20 protein-coding genes are annotated in these 19,959 nt (G+C 39.8%); 14 read left to right on the top strand and 6 right to left on the bottom strand.

Annotated features, from left to right (window positions below):
* The first annotated feature begins 19 nt into the window (after positions 1-19).
* On the top strand, positions 20-532 hold the full coding sequence (gene lspA / locus FA047_RS05945; RefSeq protein ID WP_136835033.1) for a signal peptidase II: 513 nt from the start codon (positions 20-22) through the stop codon (positions 530-532).
* A 25-nt stretch (positions 533-557) separates the two neighbouring features.
* Here lspA and FA047_RS05940 read toward each other — a convergent pair whose 3' ends face one another.
* The gene (locus FA047_RS05940) at positions 558-1,025 is read right to left on the bottom strand and encodes a DinB family protein (protein WP_136835032.1); all 468 of its coding nucleotides are present in this window, start codon (positions 1,023-1,025) and stop codon (positions 558-560) included.
* Positions 1,026-1,131: 106 nt separating this feature from the next.
* On the opposite strand from FA047_RS05940, the gene FA047_RS05935 reads away from it, so the two are divergent.
* The 8 genes from FA047_RS05935 to FA047_RS05905 all read left to right on the top strand — a co-directional run bounded on the left by FA047_RS05935 (position 1,132) and on the right by FA047_RS05905 (position 10,731).
* Positions 1,132-2,661, top strand: a complete 1,530-nt coding sequence (locus FA047_RS05935; RefSeq protein WP_262709970.1) for a malate:quinone oxidoreductase — start codon at positions 1,132-1,134, stop codon at positions 2,659-2,661.
* A 339-nt stretch (positions 2,662-3,000) separates the two neighbouring features.
* Complete coding sequence (locus tag FA047_RS05930) at positions 3,001-3,639, top strand: DUF6266 family protein (protein WP_136835030.1); 639 nt, start codon at positions 3,001-3,003, stop codon at positions 3,637-3,639.
* A gap of 4 nt (positions 3,640-3,643) precedes the next feature.
* On the top strand, positions 3,644-4,285 hold the full coding sequence (locus tag FA047_RS05925; RefSeq protein ID WP_136835029.1) for a DUF6266 family protein: 642 nt from the start codon (positions 3,644-3,646) through the stop codon (positions 4,283-4,285).
* An 87-nt stretch (positions 4,286-4,372) separates the two neighbouring features.
* A complete protein-coding gene (locus FA047_RS05920) occupies positions 4,373-6,799 on the top strand; it encodes an AsmA family protein (RefSeq protein ID WP_136835028.1) in 2,427 nt (808 codons plus the stop codon).
* A gap of 18 nt (positions 6,800-6,817) precedes the next feature.
* Positions 6,818-7,228 carry an OsmC family protein gene (locus FA047_RS05915; protein WP_136835027.1) on the top strand — a complete coding sequence of 137 codons (411 nt, stop codon included), beginning with the start codon at positions 6,818-6,820 and terminating at the stop codon, positions 7,226-7,228.
* A gap of 201 nt (positions 7,229-7,429) precedes the next feature.
* On the top strand, positions 7,430-8,464 hold the full coding sequence (gene proB, locus FA047_RS20635; RefSeq protein ID WP_205943243.1) for a glutamate 5-kinase: 1,035 nt from the start codon (positions 7,430-7,432) through the stop codon (positions 8,462-8,464).
* 6 nt (positions 8,465-8,470) lie between these two features.
* Positions 8,471-9,718 (top strand): glutamate-5-semialdehyde dehydrogenase, encoded by a 1,248-nt coding sequence (locus FA047_RS20630; RefSeq protein ID WP_205943242.1) that lies wholly within the window; start codon positions 8,471-8,473, stop codon positions 9,716-9,718.
* A complete protein-coding gene (locus FA047_RS05905) occupies positions 9,715-10,731 on the top strand; it encodes a LacI family DNA-binding transcriptional regulator (RefSeq protein ID WP_136835026.1) in 1,017 nt (338 codons plus the stop codon). Before FA047_RS20630 ends, FA047_RS05905 begins: the two co-directional genes overlap by 4 nt.
* An 8-nt stretch (positions 10,732-10,739) precedes the next feature.
* Here FA047_RS05905 and FA047_RS05900 read toward each other — a convergent pair whose 3' ends face one another.
* A complete protein-coding gene (locus tag FA047_RS05900; protein ID WP_136835025.1) occupies positions 10,740-12,473 on the bottom strand; it encodes a phospho-sugar mutase in 1,734 nt (577 codons plus the stop codon).
* A gap of 268 nt (positions 12,474-12,741) precedes the next feature.
* Between FA047_RS05900 and FA047_RS05895 the strand changes: the two genes are divergently transcribed.
* Positions 12,742-14,055 (top strand): aspartate kinase, encoded by a 1,314-nt coding sequence (locus FA047_RS05895; RefSeq protein WP_136835024.1) that lies wholly within the window; start codon positions 12,742-12,744, stop codon positions 14,053-14,055.
* 3 nt (positions 14,056-14,058) lie between these two features.
* On the opposite strand, the gene FA047_RS20420 is transcribed toward FA047_RS05895, so the two are convergent.
* Positions 14,059-14,235 carry a hypothetical protein gene (locus FA047_RS20420; RefSeq protein ID WP_169304321.1) on the bottom strand — a complete coding sequence of 59 codons (177 nt, stop codon included), beginning with the start codon at positions 14,233-14,235 and terminating at the stop codon, positions 14,059-14,061.
* A 1-nt stretch (position 14,236) separates the two neighbouring features.
* On the opposite strand from FA047_RS20420, the gene lysA reads away from it, so the two are divergent.
* Positions 14,237-15,391: a diaminopimelate decarboxylase gene (lysA, locus tag FA047_RS05890; protein WP_136835023.1), complete on the top strand. Its 1,155-nt coding sequence runs from the start codon at positions 14,237-14,239 to the stop codon at positions 15,389-15,391.
* Positions 15,392-15,455: 64 nt separating this feature from the next.
* On the opposite strand, the gene FA047_RS05885 is transcribed toward lysA, so the two are convergent.
* Entirely contained in the window at positions 15,456-15,833 is a 378-nt protein-coding gene (locus FA047_RS05885; RefSeq protein ID WP_136835022.1) for an SRPBCC domain-containing protein, read from the bottom strand.
* Positions 15,834-15,837: 4 nt separating this feature from the next.
* The gene (locus tag FA047_RS05880; protein ID WP_136835021.1) at positions 15,838-17,028 is read right to left on the bottom strand and encodes an acyl-CoA dehydrogenase family protein; all 1,191 of its coding nucleotides are present in this window, start codon (positions 17,026-17,028) and stop codon (positions 15,838-15,840) included.
* A gap of 100 nt (positions 17,029-17,128) precedes the next feature.
* On the opposite strand from FA047_RS05880, the gene FA047_RS05875 reads away from it, so the two are divergent.
* Positions 17,129-17,500, top strand: a complete 372-nt coding sequence (locus FA047_RS05875) for a dihydroneopterin aldolase (protein WP_136835020.1) — start codon at positions 17,129-17,131, stop codon at positions 17,498-17,500.
* A gap of 32 nt (positions 17,501-17,532) precedes the next feature.
* Positions 17,533-18,930, top strand: a complete 1,398-nt coding sequence (locus FA047_RS05870; protein ID WP_136835019.1) for an FAD-binding oxidoreductase — start codon at positions 17,533-17,535, stop codon at positions 18,928-18,930.
* A 16-nt stretch (positions 18,931-18,946) separates the two neighbouring features.
* Here FA047_RS05870 and FA047_RS05865 read toward each other — a convergent pair whose 3' ends face one another.
* A complete protein-coding gene (locus tag FA047_RS05865) occupies positions 18,947-19,438 on the bottom strand; it encodes an acyl-CoA thioesterase (RefSeq protein ID WP_136835018.1) in 492 nt (163 codons plus the stop codon).
* 77 nt (positions 19,439-19,515) lie between these two features.
* Between FA047_RS05865 and FA047_RS05860 the strand changes: the two genes are divergently transcribed.
* Entirely contained in the window at positions 19,516-19,947 is a 432-nt protein-coding gene (locus FA047_RS05860; protein ID WP_136835017.1) for an Hsp20/alpha crystallin family protein, read from the top strand.
* Positions 19,948-19,959: the final 12 nt, after the last annotated feature.

Genomic DNA, 19,959 nt, shown 5'->3' with positions numbered 1-19,959 from the left:
TTATATCATAAAAAGTCAAATGAGATCAAATCATATATTGAATAGGGTGCTGATTTTAGTACTGATCATGTTTAACGCGGGCTGCGATCAGGTGACCAAGACGATCGTAAGAGAACGAGTCAGTTACCATGAGCGTATTCCTGTAATTGACAATCACCTAACACTCACAAAAGTTGAGAATTACGGAGCATTTTTAAGTTCAGGAGATTCATTGCCCTATGCCATCAAATTCATTTTACTTTCTTTGATGCCTTTGCTGGTGTTGGCTTATGGCTTTTATTTTTTAATGACCAAAACCAATTTGGACAGGCTGTTCGTCACCGGTATTTGCTTCATTATAGGCGGGGGTATTGGAAATCTGTATGACCGGATCATTCATGGATCAGTCACCGATTTTCTCCACATTGATATTGTCATATTTCAAACTGGAATATTTAATGCAGCAGATCTTTCGATTATGGTTGGTATGTGTCTGGTTTTGATTCATTTATATTTTAAGAAAATATCTCCGCAGATACAAAGCGAACAATAGTTTTCTTCCTTAGACTAAGAAAATTCTAAACCAGACGTTGCAGCGCAGCGATGTATCCCATATGCATCCCTTCGTGGAAGGGAAGAAAATTCAGCGCTTCCTCAATATTGTTGATTTCAACACCATACCTGGTTACCCAAGGCACATATTCAGTAAAAATATGCTGCTGCAGATCCGATTCGAGCCGGTCTAATGATCCCGCCAATAGTTCCTTAATATGATCGATATCTTCTGCAGAAAGGTCTTTTTCAGGCCTGCTGCCAGGTTTATAACTATTGAAAAAATTCATACCTGTTGGTGCCGGTAATTTAGCCCTTAAATAGCAAACCCCTTCCTGTGCGGTGACCAGATGCGCCACATTCCAGATGATATTGTTGTTAAAGCCTGAAGGAACTTTATTCAATTGCGCTGCACTGGATTCATTGACCGCATTAAACACATAAAGTCTTAGTTTTCTTAATGTTTCAACTTGAGGGTATACCGATAAGCCCATAAATATTAGATTATAAATAAATATTGCATTAATATGTTAATTATTCGCAATATAATTAAATAGAAGATGCAGTTTGGGTATAAAATTTGATTAGGGATTTGTATTTTTGCAAAAAATTTCAAAAATGACCGGAAAGAAGAGTAATTCAAGTAAAGAGGTAGATGTAATATTGATTGGCGCAGGTATTATGAGCGCAACTTTAGGAGTATTGCTAAAAGAATTACAACCCGATCTGAGCATAGAGATTTTTGAACGCCTGGATGTGGCGGCAGCAGAAAGTTCTGATGCCTGGAACAATGCAGGGACAGGCCACTCGGCATTCTGCGAATTGAATTACACGCCGCAACTAACTGACGGTTCTGTAGAGACTAAAAAAGCAGTTTCTATCGCAGAGTCTTTTGAGGTTTCTAAACAATTCTGGACTTTCCTGGTAGAAAAAGGCATCGTCGGAAATCCTGAAGAATTCATCAAAGGAATACCACATATCAGCTTTGTATGGGGTGAAGAAAATGTAGACTTCCTGCATCAAAGATTTACCAAGCTTCAGGAAAGTAACCTTTTCAAAGGAATGAATTATTCTGAGGATCCGAACCAACTGGCCGAATGGATGCCGCTGGTGATGGAGAGGAGAAACCCTGATGAGAAAGTCGCCGCTACCAGAATGACCCTGGGTACGGATGTTAATTTTGGGTCATTGACAAGAATGATGTTTAATCATCTTCAAAAACTTGAAAATGTATCGCTTCATTTCCATCATGAAGTCCGCAAATTGAAACAAAAGGATGGACTTTGGGAAGTAAAGGTTAAAAATGAATCGACCGGCAAGAAGAGAATAGTTAAGTCAAAATTTGTTTTCATAGGTGCCGGTGGAGGATCATTGCCTCTTCTTGAAAAGGCTAATATACCCGAAGGAAATGGCTTCGGAGGTTTTCCGGTTAGCGGCCAATGGTTGAAATGTGTAAATCCAGAGGTGATAGAGCGCCATAATGCAAAGGTATATGGTAAAGCTTCAGTTGGAGCTCCTCCAATGTCTGTACCTCACCTGGATACACGAATGATTGACGGAAAAAAAGCTTTGCTCTTTGGTCCGTATGCTGGTTTCTCTACAAGGTTCCTGAAACATGGTTCATTGCTTGATCTTCCTCTATCAATTAAAGTGAATAACATCAGACCTATGATCTCTGCGGGATTGGATAATTTACAGCTTACCAAATATTTGATTGACCAGGTAAGACAATCCCCTCAGGATAGGATAGAGGCATTGAGGGAATATTTACCAGGTGCTAAAATGGAAGACTGGGAATTGGAGACTGCCGGGCAACGTGTTCAGGTCATTAAAAAGGATGAAAAACATGGTGGTATATTAGAGTTTGGTACTGAAGTGGTGACTGCTGCTGATGGGTCTATTGCTGCTTTATTGGGTGCATCTCCAGGCGCATCGACAGCGGTTTCCATTATGCTTACTTTAATGGAGCGTTGCTTTAGCGGTCAGATCAAAACAGATAAATGGCAAGAGAAATTAAAAGAAATGATTCCTTCTTACGGACAGTATTTGAGCGGAAATCCTGAACTTACAGATCAGGTCAGAAATCATACTTCAGAAATATTAAAGCTGGAAGTGCCGGAAATGGTTTAAATTAGTTTCTTATATATTGAAAGAGGACATCTGATAAAGGTGTCCTCTTTTTTATTGCCCTAAAATATATGAAGGTGTTGCCGCACTTGTACTACTTTCATATTGATTACATAGTACCTACATATAGACAACATAACTAAGGTATCTTTACCATATCATTGAACTATGGTTGGACTATATTAGGATATAGCAAGGATAGTTCAACAATAGTTAAATGATATTTTAATGATATATAAACTATGTTGTCATACTGTTAGTAATATGAAGGTATTATGTAACTATTTAAAACCTTTTCTATGTTTGGCTTGTTATTCTCTTAACCATTTATAAATAGTAATTATGGCAATAGCAAACAATGGACCCCATGGGAGTCACCGCGGACGGATAGGTAATATCGTGTATTACATGCTAAACGGGCAGCCGGTATCGCGGCAAATCGGTTTTACGGATAAACCGCCTACAGTTGGACAATTGACTACCCGGCTGAGCACTAAAATATGTAGTGAATTTTTAGCATCTGTCAAGGAATTTACCCAGATCGGTTTTGCCGCTGAAGCGGAGGGAACTACTGCTAATCCCTTTAATGTCGCAGTAAAATACAACCGTAAATATATCATCAAGGGTACTTACCCTGATCTTGCAATCGATTTTGAAAAGGTAGTCCTGAGTGCAGGAAGTTTAAAACAGCCGGAAAACTGGCAGGTTACTGAAACAGCAGATGGATTGCAGTACACCTGGGAAGCGGATCCGCAGATGCCATGGTCAGAATCGACTGATCAGGTGATGATGCTGGCTTACTTTCCGCTAAAGGGTAAGGTAATATATACGCTTTTCGGGAACAACAGGCTTTCCGGCAGCGATGTATTGGAAATTCCCTCTAGTCTAAGGGGTACGTCTATGGAAACATACATGTCGTTTGTAGCTGCTGACAGGAAACAAACGGCAAATAGTATTTACACAGGGAGTTTTAATCAATAATGTTATGGGTATACTAAGAAAAGGGCTTCTTGGCCCTGTCAAAAATAAAACAGGTGCAGTGATTGGTCGCCAGCACCGGGGTCAAAACGTACTTACAGGACTGCAAAACCCAAGTACGAAACCGCCTACAGAAAAGCAACTGGAGGAAAGGCGGAAGTTTGGCATGCTCAACAGTTTTCTGAGCGACATTGATAAACTGGTGAATGTTGGCTTTAAACATTATGCAAAAATAAAAACGCCGGTAAATGTGGCCTATTCCTACAATGTGGATCATGCATTTGTAAAGCAGGGAGAGGAATGGCAGCTCAATTTTCCAGAAATGGTTTACAGCCGCGGACACGTAGATACTCCTGAGGGTGCGACTGTAGCTCCGGATGCAGATGTACACACGGTCTTGTTTAGCTGGCTGGCGCAAAAACAGACGGCGTCCTGTCAGTTTGCCGATCAGGCGAGCTTCCTGATGTATAACGCTTCGAAGAACAAAGCGCTGATCCTGATAAACGCAACAAACAGATATGCACTTTCGTACCCGTTGACATTGCCGGCCGAGTTTTTTGGCGACACGCTGCATTGTTATATGAATTTCAATTCCGCAGATGGAAAGCAGAGCGGCGACAGTATGTATTTAGGAGAACTTATATTTTAGTATATTGTAATTACTATGTGCATCTGATAAATACGAATTTAATGGTGCGAAAATTGATAAAACAATAAGTAACTAATCAAATAGAAGATGCCAAAATGGTCTAAAATAACCCTCAAAGTACTCGGTGTCCTGATTGGACTAGTATTAGTGCTGTATATTGCGGCCGCTTTATATGTGAATGCCAATAAAAAAAGCTTACTAGCCTCCGTCACTGCTCAGTTAAATAAAAGCCTGAACGGCTCGATATATATTGAGACCATGGATCCAACGTTTTTAAAGGGATTTCCCGGAGTGTCGCTTACGCTAAAGAATGTGGTGCTTAAAGACAGTCTCTGGAAAAACCACAAACATACCCTGCTGGAGGCAAAAGACCTGGAGGTAGCTGTTAACACATTGGCGCTGTTTACAGGTACCATAGAAATTAAAAAGATCGGTATCAACAATGCATCTGTCTATTTATATACTGATAGCTTAGGTTATAGCAATGCTTCTGTTTTTAAAAAGAAGGATAAATCGAAACCAAAGCCTACAGACGAAGATGCGGCTGCAGAATTTGGCAAGTTTACGTTGAACAATGTGAACTTTGTGATGGACAATCAGAAAGGTCACAAGCTGTTTGAGTTTGTGGTAGATGACCTTAAGGGCGATGTGTATTATTCCTGGTCGGGATGGGAGGCTGAGATTAAACTCAAAACCATTGCAAAAAGCTTAGCATTTAATACCAGAAGAGGGTCTTTTATTAAAGATAAGTTGCTTGAAGGACCGTTCAATATCACTTATAATGAAGAATCCGGGGTGTTAATCGTAGCGCCTAATACACTTAATATCGGCTCAGATCCTTTCATCATAGAAGCAAAGTTCGATACTTCAAAAGAGAACACTGATTTTAAAATAGACATAGAAGCTAAGGATATCCAATGGCGCAATGCATCGGCATTGTTGGCTCCAAATATCAGTTCCAAGCTCAACATGTTTAACCTGGATAAGCCCATTCATGTCAATTGTACGATTGCGGGAAATATGGGGCCAGGTGGCGAGCCTGCTATTAATGTAAAAGCGCTGGTGGCAAATAACGTGCTTACCACACCGGGAGGCGTAGTGAAAGATTGTAATTTCACCGGGATATTTACTAATAATTTCATCAATGGTAAGGGGCTGACGGATGAGAATTCAGCCATTAAGTTGTTTAATTTTAAAGGGAGCTACGAGGAAATGCCCTTTTCAATTGATACTGCTTCCATTAATAACCTGGACAAGCCAATTGCAACGGGTGTATTTAAGTCTCAGTTTGATATCGCCAAGTTGAATAATGTGATTGGTGACAATATGCTGAAGTTTGGTAAGGGTACTGCAAATGTGAAACTGGCTTACAAAGCTGATATTGTCAATTTTCAACTGACTAAACCATTTGTAACCGGACTGGTAGATATAAAGAATGCGGATGTGAGTTATGTACCGAGAAGAGTTAACTTTAAAAATACAGCCATCTCACTTAATTTCACAGATCATGATCTTTTTATTAAAAACATACGCTTGCAGAGCGGGAAGAGTATCGTATTTATGGATGGCAGTATCCGCAACTTCCTGAATTTATACTATACTGCACCTGAAAAGATCTTACTGAACTGGCAGATTAAAAGTCCGGAGTTGCACCTTGCTGAGTTTCTTGGCTTCCTCGGTACCAGGAAACCTAAGGCAAAGAAACGTACTCCTAAAAGTAATTTTTCAGATAACCTTAATGAGGTATTTGAAAAAAGTCAGGTGAATATGAACATTCAGGTAGACAAGGTTTATTATAATAAGTTTCTGGCAACCAATGCAAATGCCGATCTGCTGCTGTCGGAAAATAGTATCGCCATCAGGAATGTGAGTGTAAAACATGCGGGAGGTGGACTAAAGCTGAATGGTAGTGTGACTCAGAAAGGGAGCGTCAATAAGTTTGTACTGAACACCAATATCAGTAATGTGGACATCAAGAACTTTTTCTATTCTTTTGATAACTTCGGTATGAAGTCGCTGACTTCCAAGAACCTGAGAGGTTACCTGTTTTCTAAAGTGAATATGACCGGACAGATTAGTGATAGGGGAAACCTGATGCCGAATTCTTTGTATGGAAGCATCGTGTTCGACCTTAAAAAAGGAGCATTATTGAATTTTGAGCCGGTAAAAAGTGTCGGTAAATTTGCCTTTCCTTTCAGGGATCTGGACAACATTACTTTTACCAATTTAAATGGTAAATTTGATGTACGCGGACAGAATATTACCATCAATCCGATGCAGATCAATTCAAGTTTGTTGAACATGGACATCGCAGGGATATATTCTCTGAATAAGGGTACAAATATCGCATTGGATGTCCCTCTTCGCAATCCTAAAAAGGATGAGGAGATTACGGATAAGCAGGAGCGGAAGGAAAGGAGAATGAAGGGGATCGTATTGCACTTACTGGCCACAGATGGAGAAGACGGCAAGATTAAAATAAAGCTGAATAAAAACAGAGATAAAACTAAATAACCCTAATTCAATATTTACATGAAACGTAATGCAACAGCCGTTTGGAATGGCACAATTAAAGAAGGTAAAGGTCATATCAGCACTGATAGTAAAGTGCTTGACCAAACTCAATATTCTTTTAACAGCAGGTTTGCTGAAGGAATTGGTACCAATCCTGAGGAACTAATGGCAGCCGCCCATGCCGGATGTTTTACTATGAAATTGAGCCTGGACTTGACAGAGGCCGGTTTTAATCCAACTTCTTTAGAGACAAAGGCGACAGTATCGTTGGATAATGGAGCGATCACCAGTTCACATTTGGTATTGAAAGCAGATATACCTGGCATCAGCAATGATCAATTTCAGGAGATTGCTGCAGGATCGAAAGCTAATTGCCCGGTAAGTAAGGCCTATAATGTTGACATTACCCTGGAAGCCTCTTTGGGTTAGTCACATGGAAATTAGGTACTGTCGTCATTCTGACCTCGAAGCAGGTGCGAAGCTGCTTCTCTATTCAGGGATGCTGAAATAAATTCAGCATGACGACAGTATCTTTTTAGACGAGGGGATTTTTTTATCTTATAGTTATTAGAAACGCTGTAATTTAACTATTTTCGGTTTTTCATGTAAGATTCTAGAATATCAACATAAATGACCAAGTCTATACTTGTTTTAAAATTAGGTTCGGCCTCTATTACCACCAGAGCAGGAGAAATTGATGAAGCTATAATATCAGATATCACACGTCAGGTTGCTGAGCTTGCGACAAATTATCATATTATACTCGTTTCTTCGGGAGCAGTGGCGGCAGGTAAAAGGTTCATTAAAAATTATAAAGGTAAAATCAGTGAACGGAAGGCAGCAGCTTCCATCGGTAATCCGTTGCTGCTGGGTACTTATTCCAAATATTTTCAGTCTTATGGGATTTCTATCGCACAGAGCCTTTGCGAGCGTCAGCATTTCTCAAACCGTGCCCAGTTTCTGCAATTGAAGGAGACTTATGAGGAACTATGGAAAAATGGGGTGATTCCCATTGCCAATGAAAATGATGTAGTAAGTAACCTGGAATTGAAGTTTTCTGATAATGATGAGCTGGCAACACTCCTTGGAGTGGGATTTGGTGCTTCAATGATTTTGTTAGGTACTTCCGTACCTGGCGTATTAGATAAAGATGGAATCGTCATTGATAAAATCGATTCTATCAATAATGATGTATTTTCACTGGCCAATAAAAGTACGTCTGAGGTAGGATTGGGCGGCATGAGTTCTAAATTGACTTTTGCACATTTGGCCTCTACAATGGGAATCAGAGTAGCCATTTTTGGTGTAAGGACTCCTGACGGGATTTTGAAAGCTGTAAAAGGAGAAACCGGAACAGCATGTACACCAAAGGACTGCTCTATTTCTGCAAGAAATAAATGGCTGGCAAGCGGGAGTTTGGTGACAGGCAGGGTTATGGCAGATGAAGGAGCATGTTCTGCACTTAGAAAGAGGAAAAGTCTGCTGGCTGTTGGGATCAAGACCATAGTGGCCGATTTTGCAGGCGGTGAGATATTTGAGATCATAGACGAGCAGGATCATATTGTCGCCGTCGCGCGTGCGAAGGTCTCATCATATACAATCACAGAGAATTTAAAACAACACAACCTGGAAATAGCGAATGCCAGTGATATTGTGGTCTTATAATATAGAATGGAACCGATTCAAGAACAGTTAATCAATGCCAGGCAGGCGCAAAAATCTATCGCCTCGCTAACGGATGAAGAAAAACAGCGCTTTCTGATCAAATTTGCTGATGTGCTGGCTGATCAGTCGGCAGAGATCATCGCTCAAAATTTAAAAGATCTGGAGAGAATGCCCGCATCTGACCCTAAGCGTGATCGACTGGTCTTGAATGAGACTCGTATAGCTGAATTGTCTAAAAGTCTGGTGGATGTAGCCGGTTTACCCGACCCTACACAGCAGCTGATCTCAGAAAATACGCTGGAGAATGGTTTGTTCATACAGAAGAAGACCGTTCCGCTGGGTGTGGTTGCTGTTATTTATGAGTCGAGACCCAATGTAACCATAGATGTTGCTGCTTTGTGTATCAGATCTGGAAATGTTTGTCTGTTGAGGGGTGGACAGGATGCTTACTTTACCAACCTTTTCATTGTATCATTGATTCAGCAGGTTCTTCAGGAATTTAATCTGGACGTGAATATCGTGCAGCAGCTTCCGGCAGATAGAAAATACATAGCCGATATACTTAAGGCGGAAAAATACATAGACGTAATTATACCAAGAGGTTCTAATGAACTGATTGAATTCGTTCGTAAAAATGCTTTGGTTCCGGTTATTGAAACCGGAGCAGGTGTATGCCATACTTATGTAGAGCAAACAGCTAATTTGCTTTTAGCGGCGGATGTGGTGGTAAATGCTAAAGTTTCGCGACCGTCGGTATGTAATGCCCTGGATACGGTGATTGTAGACAGGCAAATTGCAGCTGAATTCCTTGACCTGGCAGCTCCTAAATTGTCATCACATCAGGTTGAAATATTTGCAGATGAAACGGCGTATGGGATTCTAAAAGGTTTAGATTATCCTTTTTTACAGTTGGCCACTACAGAAGATTTTGGCAGGGAATTTCTGGATTTTAAATGTTCTGTAAAGGTAGTTGATGATATCGATCAGGCATTGGCGCATATTGCGGAGTATTCGTCAAAACATTCAGAGGCAATCATCACAGAAGATGCGACGAAGAGCGAGCTTTTTCTGAACCAGGTAGACGCCGCGGTAGTTTATTTAAATGCATCGACTAGATTTACCGATGGACAGGTATTTGGACTCGGTGCTGAAATAGGTATTTCAACTCAAAAGCTCCACGCACGCGGACCCTTTGCTCTTGAAAAATTAGTAACAGAAAAATGGATAGTAAAAGGCAAGGGACAAACAAGATGAAAGCATTATCCATAAAGGACATCGCCAAAAAGGCTGAGGTATCAATCACAACTGTATCGTTCATTTTGAATGGAAAGGCAGCACAGATGCGGATCAGTAAGGCCGTTATTGAAAAGGTAGAAGCGATCATTAAGGAAATGGAGTTTAAACCAAATCAGGTAGCCAGAAGCTTGCGCACGGGAAATACGAAAACGATAGGCCTTCTTGTAGAAGATATATCAAATCCGTTCTTTGCCAGCATTGCCAGGAAAATTGAAGATAAAGCTTATAAAAAGGGGTATAAGATTAGTTACTCAAGTACAGAGAACAATCCCGCCAAGGCCAAAGATTTGATAGAAATGTTTAAATCCAGGCAAGTGGATGCTTACATTATCGCTCCGGTACCGGGTATTGAAGATGATATTAAACTTTTGCTGGCAGAGGGCATTCCGGTGGTTATATTTGACAGAAACCTGCCTGATCTTGATGTTAACTCCGTTGCGGTAGATAACTTCAACGGTACATATATAGCTACAGAATATTTGATCAACAAAGGGAAAAAAAATATTGCTTTTGTTACTGTAGATGTGCATGTAGATCAGATGGATAACCGCTTTCTGGGGTATCAAAAGGCTTTAAAGGACCACGGTCAGTTGTTCAATACTGCTCTGTATACAGAAATTCCGTTTAACAATCCGGATGACAATACAGATGCGCAATTGAAATTGATGTTTGAGCTTAATCCGGAGATTGATGCGGTCCTTTTCTCAACCAACTACCTTGCGATTAAAGGACTTGGGGTGCTGAAACAAATCAATAAGCAGATCAATGAAGACTTTACCATCATTTCATATGACGACCATGATGTGTTTAGATTACATACACCACCTATAAGTGTGGTGGACCAGCCGATAGAAGAGATAGCAGAAAGGATCATTGATATTGTGCTTCATGAGCTTGCCAATAGCAATAATCCTTTAAATAGAAGAGGTTTAAGTAAAGTTGTTTTACAACCTCATTTTATCGAAAGATGATTTAGAGGTTAGACCTCTAAATCATTCATGATCGATTTTACTTTTTCACTTAGCTGAGCATCAGCCGCTTTAAATGCTGCTTTATCTTGTATTGTAGCATTAACGCTGCAATAGAATTTGATTTTAGGCTCTGTTCCAGATGGTCTTGCTGAAATGATGCTGCCATCAGCAGTAATGAATTGCAGCACATCAGATTTAGGTAGTTCAAGTTCTGTTTTTGTACCTGTCTTTAGATCGGTCTCAATTCCTAATTCATAATCCTTCAGGGTATCTACTTTAGCTCCCCCTAGTGTTGCAGGAGGGTTGTTTCTGAATTTCTCCATCATCGCTTTGATCTCTTCAGCTCCGGTTTTTCCTTTTTTAGTGATAGAAACCAGTTCTTCCTTATACAGGCCGTACTGTACGTACATATCCAGCATTGCATTGTATAAGCTACTGCCTTTGTCTTTATAGAAAGCGGTCATTTCGGCTATAAATGCACAGGAAATCACAGCGTCTTTATCCCTTACCAGTTCACCAATCAGGTAGCCATAGCTTTCTTCGCCACCGCCAATGAATGTTTTCTTACCTTGTAATTCAGTCATTAGCTTACCGATCCATTTGAATCCGGTTAGTGTGTTGTAGCATGGAACATCTTTCGATTTGGCTATTGCCTCAATTAAATTAGAGGTTACAATGGTTTTGACGATATATTGGTCGCCAGTTAGCTTTCCTTTTTCCTCCCAGGCACTTAAGAGGTAATTGATCAGCAAACTTCCGGTTTGGTTTCCATTTAACAATACAAACTCACCGTCGCTGTTTTTTACCGCAATACCCACGCGGTCTGCATCAGGGTCTGTGGCCAATACCAGGTCGGCATCAATCTCCTGTGCCTTTTTTAAAGCGAGTGTAAGTGCTTCTTTTTCTTCAGGGTTAGGATATACTACAGTAGGGAAGTTTCCATCAGGAGTGCTTTGTTCTTCTACCAGCGTCAGGTTGGTAAAACCAAACTGTTCCAATGCTTTTGGAACAAGCGTAATCCCTGTTCCGTGGATGGGAGAATAGACTATTTTAAGGTCTTTTTGGCGTTGGATAGCTTCCTGGGAAACAGATAGTTCAGTGATTTTATCGAGGTAAAGCTGATCAATTTCTTCGCCAATTAATTCAATATTATCAGCTACACGGTCAAAATTAACCTCGTCGATGCTTTGTATTTTAGCCACCTCATCCATCACAAACGTATCGTCCGGAGCAGTGAACTGTCCGCCATCCCAGCCATAAGCTTTATAGCCATTGTATTCTTTAGGATTATGTGAAGCAGTGAGCATAACTCCGCTTTTACAGCCTAGTTCTCTGATGGCAAAGGATAATTCCGGGGTTGGTCTCAGTTCCTTAAAGAAATAAACGTGTATGCCATTTGCAGAGAAAACATCGGCAGTGATTTGTGCAAAATAATCAGAGTTGTTCCTGCTGTCATGGGCAATAGCTACTTTGATTTTTTCACCGGGATACTTATTATTCAGGTAGTTGCTCAGGCCTTGGGTAGCCGTTCCGATAGTATACTTATTGATTCTGTTTGATCCTGCGCCCATTATTCCGCGTAGACCACCGGTACCAAATTCAAGATTTCTGTAAAATGAGTCTGTAAGTTCCGTGTAAGCTTCTTTGTCTAATAGTTGTTGTATTTCTTCTTTGGTTTTTTGATCGTAATTTCCATTAAGCCAACTGTTTATGGTGCTTAAGGTAGCTGCTTCTAATTGCATATGTCAGGTATATGTTTTAAATTATTATTAGAGGAAACAAATATTTTTAGCGGTAGTTTTTATCGGAGTGCAACAGTGAACAAAATATTCCACATTTTATTTTGTCAATATCACAATAATTAACGCCGTTTTATTTAATTTCACGCCCTAATATAAGTATATAACCAATTTGATTGAAATATTTATTAACCTTTAAAGATTAAACCACTAACAATGAAACTGTAAACATGTTGTTTGTAGTTTCAGGAAAAAACAAATTATAAAAGACATGAAAATATTAAAGTTTGGAGGAACTTCCGTAGGAAGCCCTGAGCGCATGAAAAAATTACTGGATATCATCAATCCAGCCGAAGAACAAATTGTAGTATTATCAGCAGTGTCTGGTACTACCAATAGTTTAGTAGAAATTTCAGCCAAACTTTTAAAGGAAGATAAACAGGTTGCGTTAAGCTTAATTAACGCATTGCATCAAAAATATAATGAATTTGTAGTTGAACTTTTGCCAGAGGGCGATTTTCGTGAACAAGGGCAGGAGGTAGTAGATTATCATTTTAATTTCCTTGCTACTTTGGCTAATGATTTATTTACGCCTATTGAAGAAAAGATTGTATTGGCACAAGGTGAGCTATTGTCGACTACACTGTATCACATTTATCTAAAATCGATAGGGGTGGCTTCGGTGCTTTTACCAGCTTTGGATTTCATGAAAATTGATGAAGACAATGAGCCGGATGTCCCTTTTACTACAAAACATTTGCAGCCGATACTTGATGCGAATAAAGAAAATAAGCTTTTCATTACACAAGGCTTTATTTGCAGAAACAGCTTTGGGGAGGTAGATAACCTGAGACGCGGGGGTAGCGATTATACAGCATCATTGCTTGGAGCAGCAATTCTTGCTGAGGAAGTTCAGATCTGGACTGACATCGATGGAATGCACAATAACGATCCGAGGATCGTAAAAGGTACTAAGCCTATTTCTCAGCTTTCTTTTGATGAGGCTGCTGAATTGGCTTATTTCGGAGCAAAGATCCTGCATCCGCAGTCGGTTTTCCCTGCTCAGAAATACAAGATACCTGTGAGGTTATTGAATACGATGGAACCAAACGCTTCAGGTACTTTGATCTCGACAGAAAGTGAAAAAGGAAAGATCAAATCAATTGCAGCTAAAGACGGTATTACTGCGATTAAGATCCAGTCGAGCAGAATGTTGCTGGCCTATGGGTTTTTGAGACGCGTTTTTGAAATATTTGAGCGTTATAAAACGCCAATTGATATGATTACTACTTCTGAAGTAGCTGTATCGTTGACAGTTGACTTTACAGATAATCTGGATAAGATCATTGAGGAATTACATGATTTCGGAAGTGTGGAGATTGACAGCAATCAATCCATTGTATGTGTTGTTGGTGATTTTAGTGCAGATAAACATGGTTATGCAGCTCGTGTATTGGATGCGATCAAGCACATTCCTGTACGTATGATTTCTTATGGAGGCAGCAATTACAACATTTCATTATTAATCAATACGGAATATAAAACTGAGGCGCTGAAAAGTCTTCATAACCGCTTGTTTGAATAGGAACTACCTTTTCTTAAGCCACACAAGCAGCGCTATAATGATAAGAATGAGTGCGATGAAGAGCCTTACTCTACGGTCGTACTCTTTCTTATTGATCCTTTGCTTTTTATAATCAAGATAATTACCAAAATAGATCAGCGCCAGTACAAGAATAAAAATTACAATAAGAAACTTAAACATTATGTTTTCTGATAAAGATATATCGCACTTCACAAGTCTAGAAACACCTTTCTATTACTATGATCTTGTATTATTGCAAAAAACACTGAGCAACTGTGCAGATGCTGCGAAGTTATATAATTTTCATGTGCATTATGCCATGAAGGCAAATTTCAATCAAAAGGTTCTGCAGCACATTAAAGCTACAGGTTTTGGTGCTGACTGTGTGAGCGGAGGTGAAGTAAGTAAGGCGATTGAAATAGGATTTGATAAGTCGCAGGTGGTATTTGCCGGTGTGGGTAAATCTGACAAGGAAATCAACAATGCACTGGATCATGATATTTTTTGTTTCAATGTAGAATCTATACAAGAACTTGAGGTGATTAATGAGCTGGCTGCTGCTAAAGGTAAAACCGCCAGGGTGGCTATACGGATCAATCCGAATGTAGACGCGCATACGCATCATAACATCACAACAGGACTGGATGAGAATAAATTTGGTATCAATTCATGGGACTTGCCGCTTTGTGCAGATACACTGAGAAAATGTGCCAGCCTTGAGTTTATTGGTATTCACTTTCACATCGGTTCGCAGATTACCAATCTTGACGTTTATAAAAATTTATGCGTTCGTGTGAATGAATTTGCGGAATGGTTTGAAGAGCGTGGTTTTGCAGTTAAGGTATTAAATGTAGGTGGAGGTTTGGGGATTGATTATCATAATCCGGATCAGCAAATCCCTGACTTTACTTCTTACTTCAAGATCTTTAACGATTTTTTGAATGTGAGACCGAATCAGGAAGTGCATTTTGAATTGGGGAGGGCTTTAGTTGGTCAGTCTTCTTCACTAATCAGTAAAGTCCTTTATGTAAAGAATGGCAAGAAGAAAAACTTTATCATTCTGGATGCAGGTATGACTGAGCTGATGAGGCCTGCATTGTACCAGGCTTATCATCAGATTGAAAACATATCGAAAGCTAAATTGTCTTCTGCAGTTAAGTATGATGTAGTAGGTCCTATTTGTGAAAGTACAGATTGTTTTGGGAAAGAAGTAGAATTGCCGGAAACTTTGAGGGGCGATTTGATCGCTTTGAGAAGTACAGGTGCTTATGGAGAAGTTATGGCCTCTCACTATAACCTGCGTGAAAATATACAATCTGTGTATAGCGGAGAATAACACAGGATTTCTTTAGTGTTGTCGTCATCCTGAAATAAATTCAGGATGACTACGGCAATAATCTTTATTCTTCAAAAAAGTCTGCAAGCCCACCCAGGTAATACTCCTGAAGACCTTCGGTGAAGTCTTTATAATCTTCTTGCGGGATATTGGTCTGCACGAATTCCAGTGAAGTTCCTTTTTTGTCTTCGTGAAGCTTAATAGTAACTATTGACGGCTCATTCTCTTCACCAAAATACCATTGCTGAACAATTCTCTTCCCGTATTCAAATTCTATGTTTTTTCCGCTGATGTCGCCGTCCCAGAAAGAAAACTCAGTTCCGGGTTCTTCAGTAAACTCTACTTCCGCACCGGTCCATAATTGTATACTTTGCGCTTTGGTTAGCGCCAGGTAAACCTCTTCAGGAGGGGCAGGCATATAAATATATTTTTTAAAATTCATATTCTTATTTAAAAGCATTGATGCCGGTGACATCCATGCCGGTGATTAGTAAATGTATATCGTGAGTTCCTTCATAAGTAACTACTGATTCCAGATTCATCATGTGCCTCATGATCGAATATTCACCCGTAATTCCCATTCCTCCAAGCATCTGCCGTGCATTTCTGGCAATATCAAGTGCAATTTCCACGCTGTTTCTCTTGGCCATAGATATTTGTTCGGCAGTGGCTCTTTCTTCGGTTTTTAACATACCCAGGCGCCAAACCAATAATTGTCCTTTAGTGATTTCTGTAATCATTTCGGCAAGTTTCTTTTGCTGCAATTGAAATCCCCCGATAGGCTTCCCGAATTGGATACGTTCCTTAGAATAACGGAGTGCAGTATCATAACAATCCATGGCAGCACCTAGTGCGCCCCATGCAATTCCATAGCGAGCTTGATTCAGGCATCCCAATGGCCCTTTTAATCCGGAGATATTCGGGAACAGGTTTTCTTTAGGTATTTTGACGTTGTCAAATACTAATTCGCCTGTAGCAGAAGCCCGTAAACTCCATTTGCCATGTGTCTCAGGTGTAGTAAAACCTTCCATGCCACGTTCGACAACCATTCCTCTTATTTTACCTGATTCATCTTTAGCCCAGACAACGGCAATATCGGCAAAAGGTGCATTGGATATCCACATCTTCGCGCCATTCAACAAGTAATGGCTTCCATTGTCTTTTATATTAGTGACCATTCCACCTGGATTAGATCCATGATCAGGTTCTGTAAGACCAAAACAACCCATTAGTTCACCAGTGGCTAATTTTGGGAGATATTTTTTGCGCTGTTCCTCTGATCCGTAAGCATAAATAGGGTACATTACCAATGAACCCTGAACAGAGGCTGTAGAGCGGATGCCTGAGTCTCCGCGTTCTATTTCCTGCATCAATATGCCGTATGCAGTGTAATCTAATCCCGCTCCGCCATATTCAACTGGTATAGTGGGACCAAAGGCGCCAATTTCGCCTAAACCTTTGATAATGTGTTTTGGAAACTCAGCACGCTGCGCATAATCCTCAATAATTGGACTTACTTCCCTTTTGACCCAGTCTCTTGTTGTTGAACGGATCAGTTTATGTTCTTCAGATAGCAGTTCGTCTAACAAATAATAATCAGGAGCTTCGTAAAGGTCTTTCTTGGCGGATTTATTCATTGTTTACACTATATTTGGTTAAGCAATCAGCTGTTGCTTTCAAAGGTAATAATTTAAGGGAATGGCTGGTAAAAACCAATCAAAAATATAATTTTGCCAAATGAACAGCACAAAAAGCTATTTGCAAACCGTAGCCCTTAAAGATGTTAAATGCCATGCTCTGCATGGTTACTATCAGGAAGAACAATTGACTGGAGTCTATTTTATGGTAGATGCTGTAGTTACCTTTATGCCAAATGATGATACTGAAAATCTGGATCATACGGTGAACTATGAGGTGCTCAATACCATCATTCTGGAAGAAATGAAACGGACTCAGAAGATGCTTGAAACGGTTGTTAGAAATATACTTGACCGTATCATTGGTTACTACCCCTTTATTTTGACTGGTGAAGTAGGTATTAGAAAACTAAATCCGCCGATGCCGGGCCAGATAGGTCACTCTTTTGTACAACTAAGCTATAAAGCTTAAAAACATGGGGATTATCCCTGCTAGAAAATATAATGGAATACACTAAAATAAATGAAGATCTGCTGGAGCAGATCAGAAAAGCTGTTGGTTCGCAAAATGTGTTTACAGATAAGGATGCACTGGATACTTATTGTCATGATGAGACGGAAGACTTAAAATATCATCCGGAGGTTGTGGTGAAGCCTGTTGACGCGGCATCTATCTCTGCTTTATTGAGGTTGTGTAATGCTTTTCATGTGCCGGTAACTCCACGCGGAGGAGGTACAGGATTAAGTGGTGCTGCACTGCCTATTTATGGAGGAGTGTTGCTTTCAATGGAGAAATTCAAAGCGATTATTGATATAGATACGGAAAATCTTCAGGCAACAGTAGAGCCGGGCGTTATTACAGAGGCGTTTATTAATGCTGTCGCTGAAAAGGGATTACTATATCCTGTGGATCCCTCGAGTAAGGGTTCTTGTTTCATTGGTGGAAACGTCGCTCATGGTTCAGGTGGGCCTCGTGTTGTAAAATATGGTACGATTAGAGAATATATTTTGAACCTGGAGGTGGTATTGCCAACGGGTGAGATCATCTGGACGGGTGCAAATACGGTAAAGTATGCTTCAGGTTATAACCTTACGCAGTTGATGATAGGTTCGGAAGGTACTCTTGGCGTTGTGACTAAGATCGTGACCAAATTAATCCCTAAATCCCATCATACTGTACTTATGCTTGCCTCGTTTACCGAAAATGAAAAGGCTTGCGCAGCAGTTTCTGCTATATTCAGGGCGGGAATCATACCTTCTGCTCTGGAATTCATGGAAAGAAAGGGAGTGGAGTGGGTTATTAAATTTGATGATATTAAATTTGATCTTAAAGATGATGTGAATGCATTTCTATTGATAGAATTCGACGGTGACGATATGGATACCATTTTTAAAGATTGTGAAAAGGCGAACCTGGTACTGGAAGAATTTGATTGTATAGATGTGCTCTTTGCAGATACGGCTCAGCAAAAGGAAGACTTGTGGCGTATGCGGCGTACTATGGCTGAATCGGTAAAATCTAACTCAGTATATAAGGAAGAAGATACAGTGGTGCCGCGGGCGGCACTTCCGACGTTGATAAATGGCATAAAGGAAATTGGTACGCGTTATGGCTTTGAAAGTGTTTGTTATGGCCATGCCGGGGATGGCAATCTCCATATTAACATTATAAAAGCGGGGATGAGTGATGACGATTGGAAAAATAAGCTAAAGGACGGCATTGTTGAGATTTTTGAACTTACAACAGCACTGGGAGGTACTATTTCTGGTGAACATGGTATTGGGCTGGTTCAGAAGGAATTTATGCCGATAAAGTATAGTGAGATCAATCTTAATCTTATGCGTGGGATCAAGTCTGTTTTTGATCCTAATAGGATATTAAACCCCGGAAAGATATTCTAATCCGGGGTTTAACAAGCTAGTAATTGTCCAGCTGCTCAAAAGCAAGCATTTTATTTCGTTCATCAGCAGGTATAGGTGCTGATGTCTTTATTTGATAATCAAAGGCAACACATGTGGTTTTGCCTTTGCTGCATACTATCTCTTCATTATTTTTGGTTTTGACCAATAGATACTCCAGGTCGAAACTGCTTTTTCCTATTCTAGACGTGCGTACATATATATGTATCTTATCCTCGATAAATATCGGTGTGATGTAGTCTAATGAAGCATTCGCGATGACAACCCCTGTTTTTTTCCAGTCCCACCCAATGGCTTGTTTCCAATATTTTGTACGGGCAATTTCCAGAAAAGTGAAATAGACGGCATTATTTACATGTCCCATCATATCAAAATCAGCAAACCTGGTTTCTATAGTAGTTTTATACTTAAAACTGTCTAATTGATTGATCGTGTCTGTCTTTTTGTCTGTCTCTTTTGTTTTGTTGCGCCAAAATGTCTTAAAAATCATAAATAATATGGTTGGTATAAGAGTTGAATATAGGTTTAGTATACAATTAAAAAATTTAAAAATAGGAGAAATATACAATGACGGTAGTGAAATTTAACAACAGAACCAGGAACACTGCACCATACTTTAACAACGTTTTTGACTCATTGTTTAGTGAAGCGATAAATAAAAATTTAACCATTAATAAAGTTCCAGGAGTAAATATATTAGAGAGTGAGGCTGATTACAAAATTGAATTGGCTGCTCCAGGTTTGACAAAAGAAGATTTTCAGATTAATCTGAAAAAAGATACGCTTTCTGTCTGGGCAGAGAAAAAGGTAAGCGAAACTGAAGAGAAAAAAGATTACACACGTAAAGAGTTTGATTACTTCTCTTTTGCGAGGTCGTTTGTGTTACCAGAGAGTGTTAATCCGGATGGTATTACAGCAGCGTATGTAAACGGTATTTTAAATATTACTATCGGTAAGGATACAATTAAATCTCAAAGCAGAGAAATAAAAGTTTCATAATAGGTTAAAGTT

Origin of the sequence: Pedobacter frigoris (genome assembly GCF_005116445.1) — a bacterium.
Lineage (GTDB): Bacteria > Bacteroidota > Bacteroidia > Sphingobacteriales > Sphingobacteriaceae > Pedobacter > Pedobacter frigoris.
Note: the sequence above shows the minus strand (reverse complement) of the source record. Positions and strands in the feature narration are given on the sequence as shown.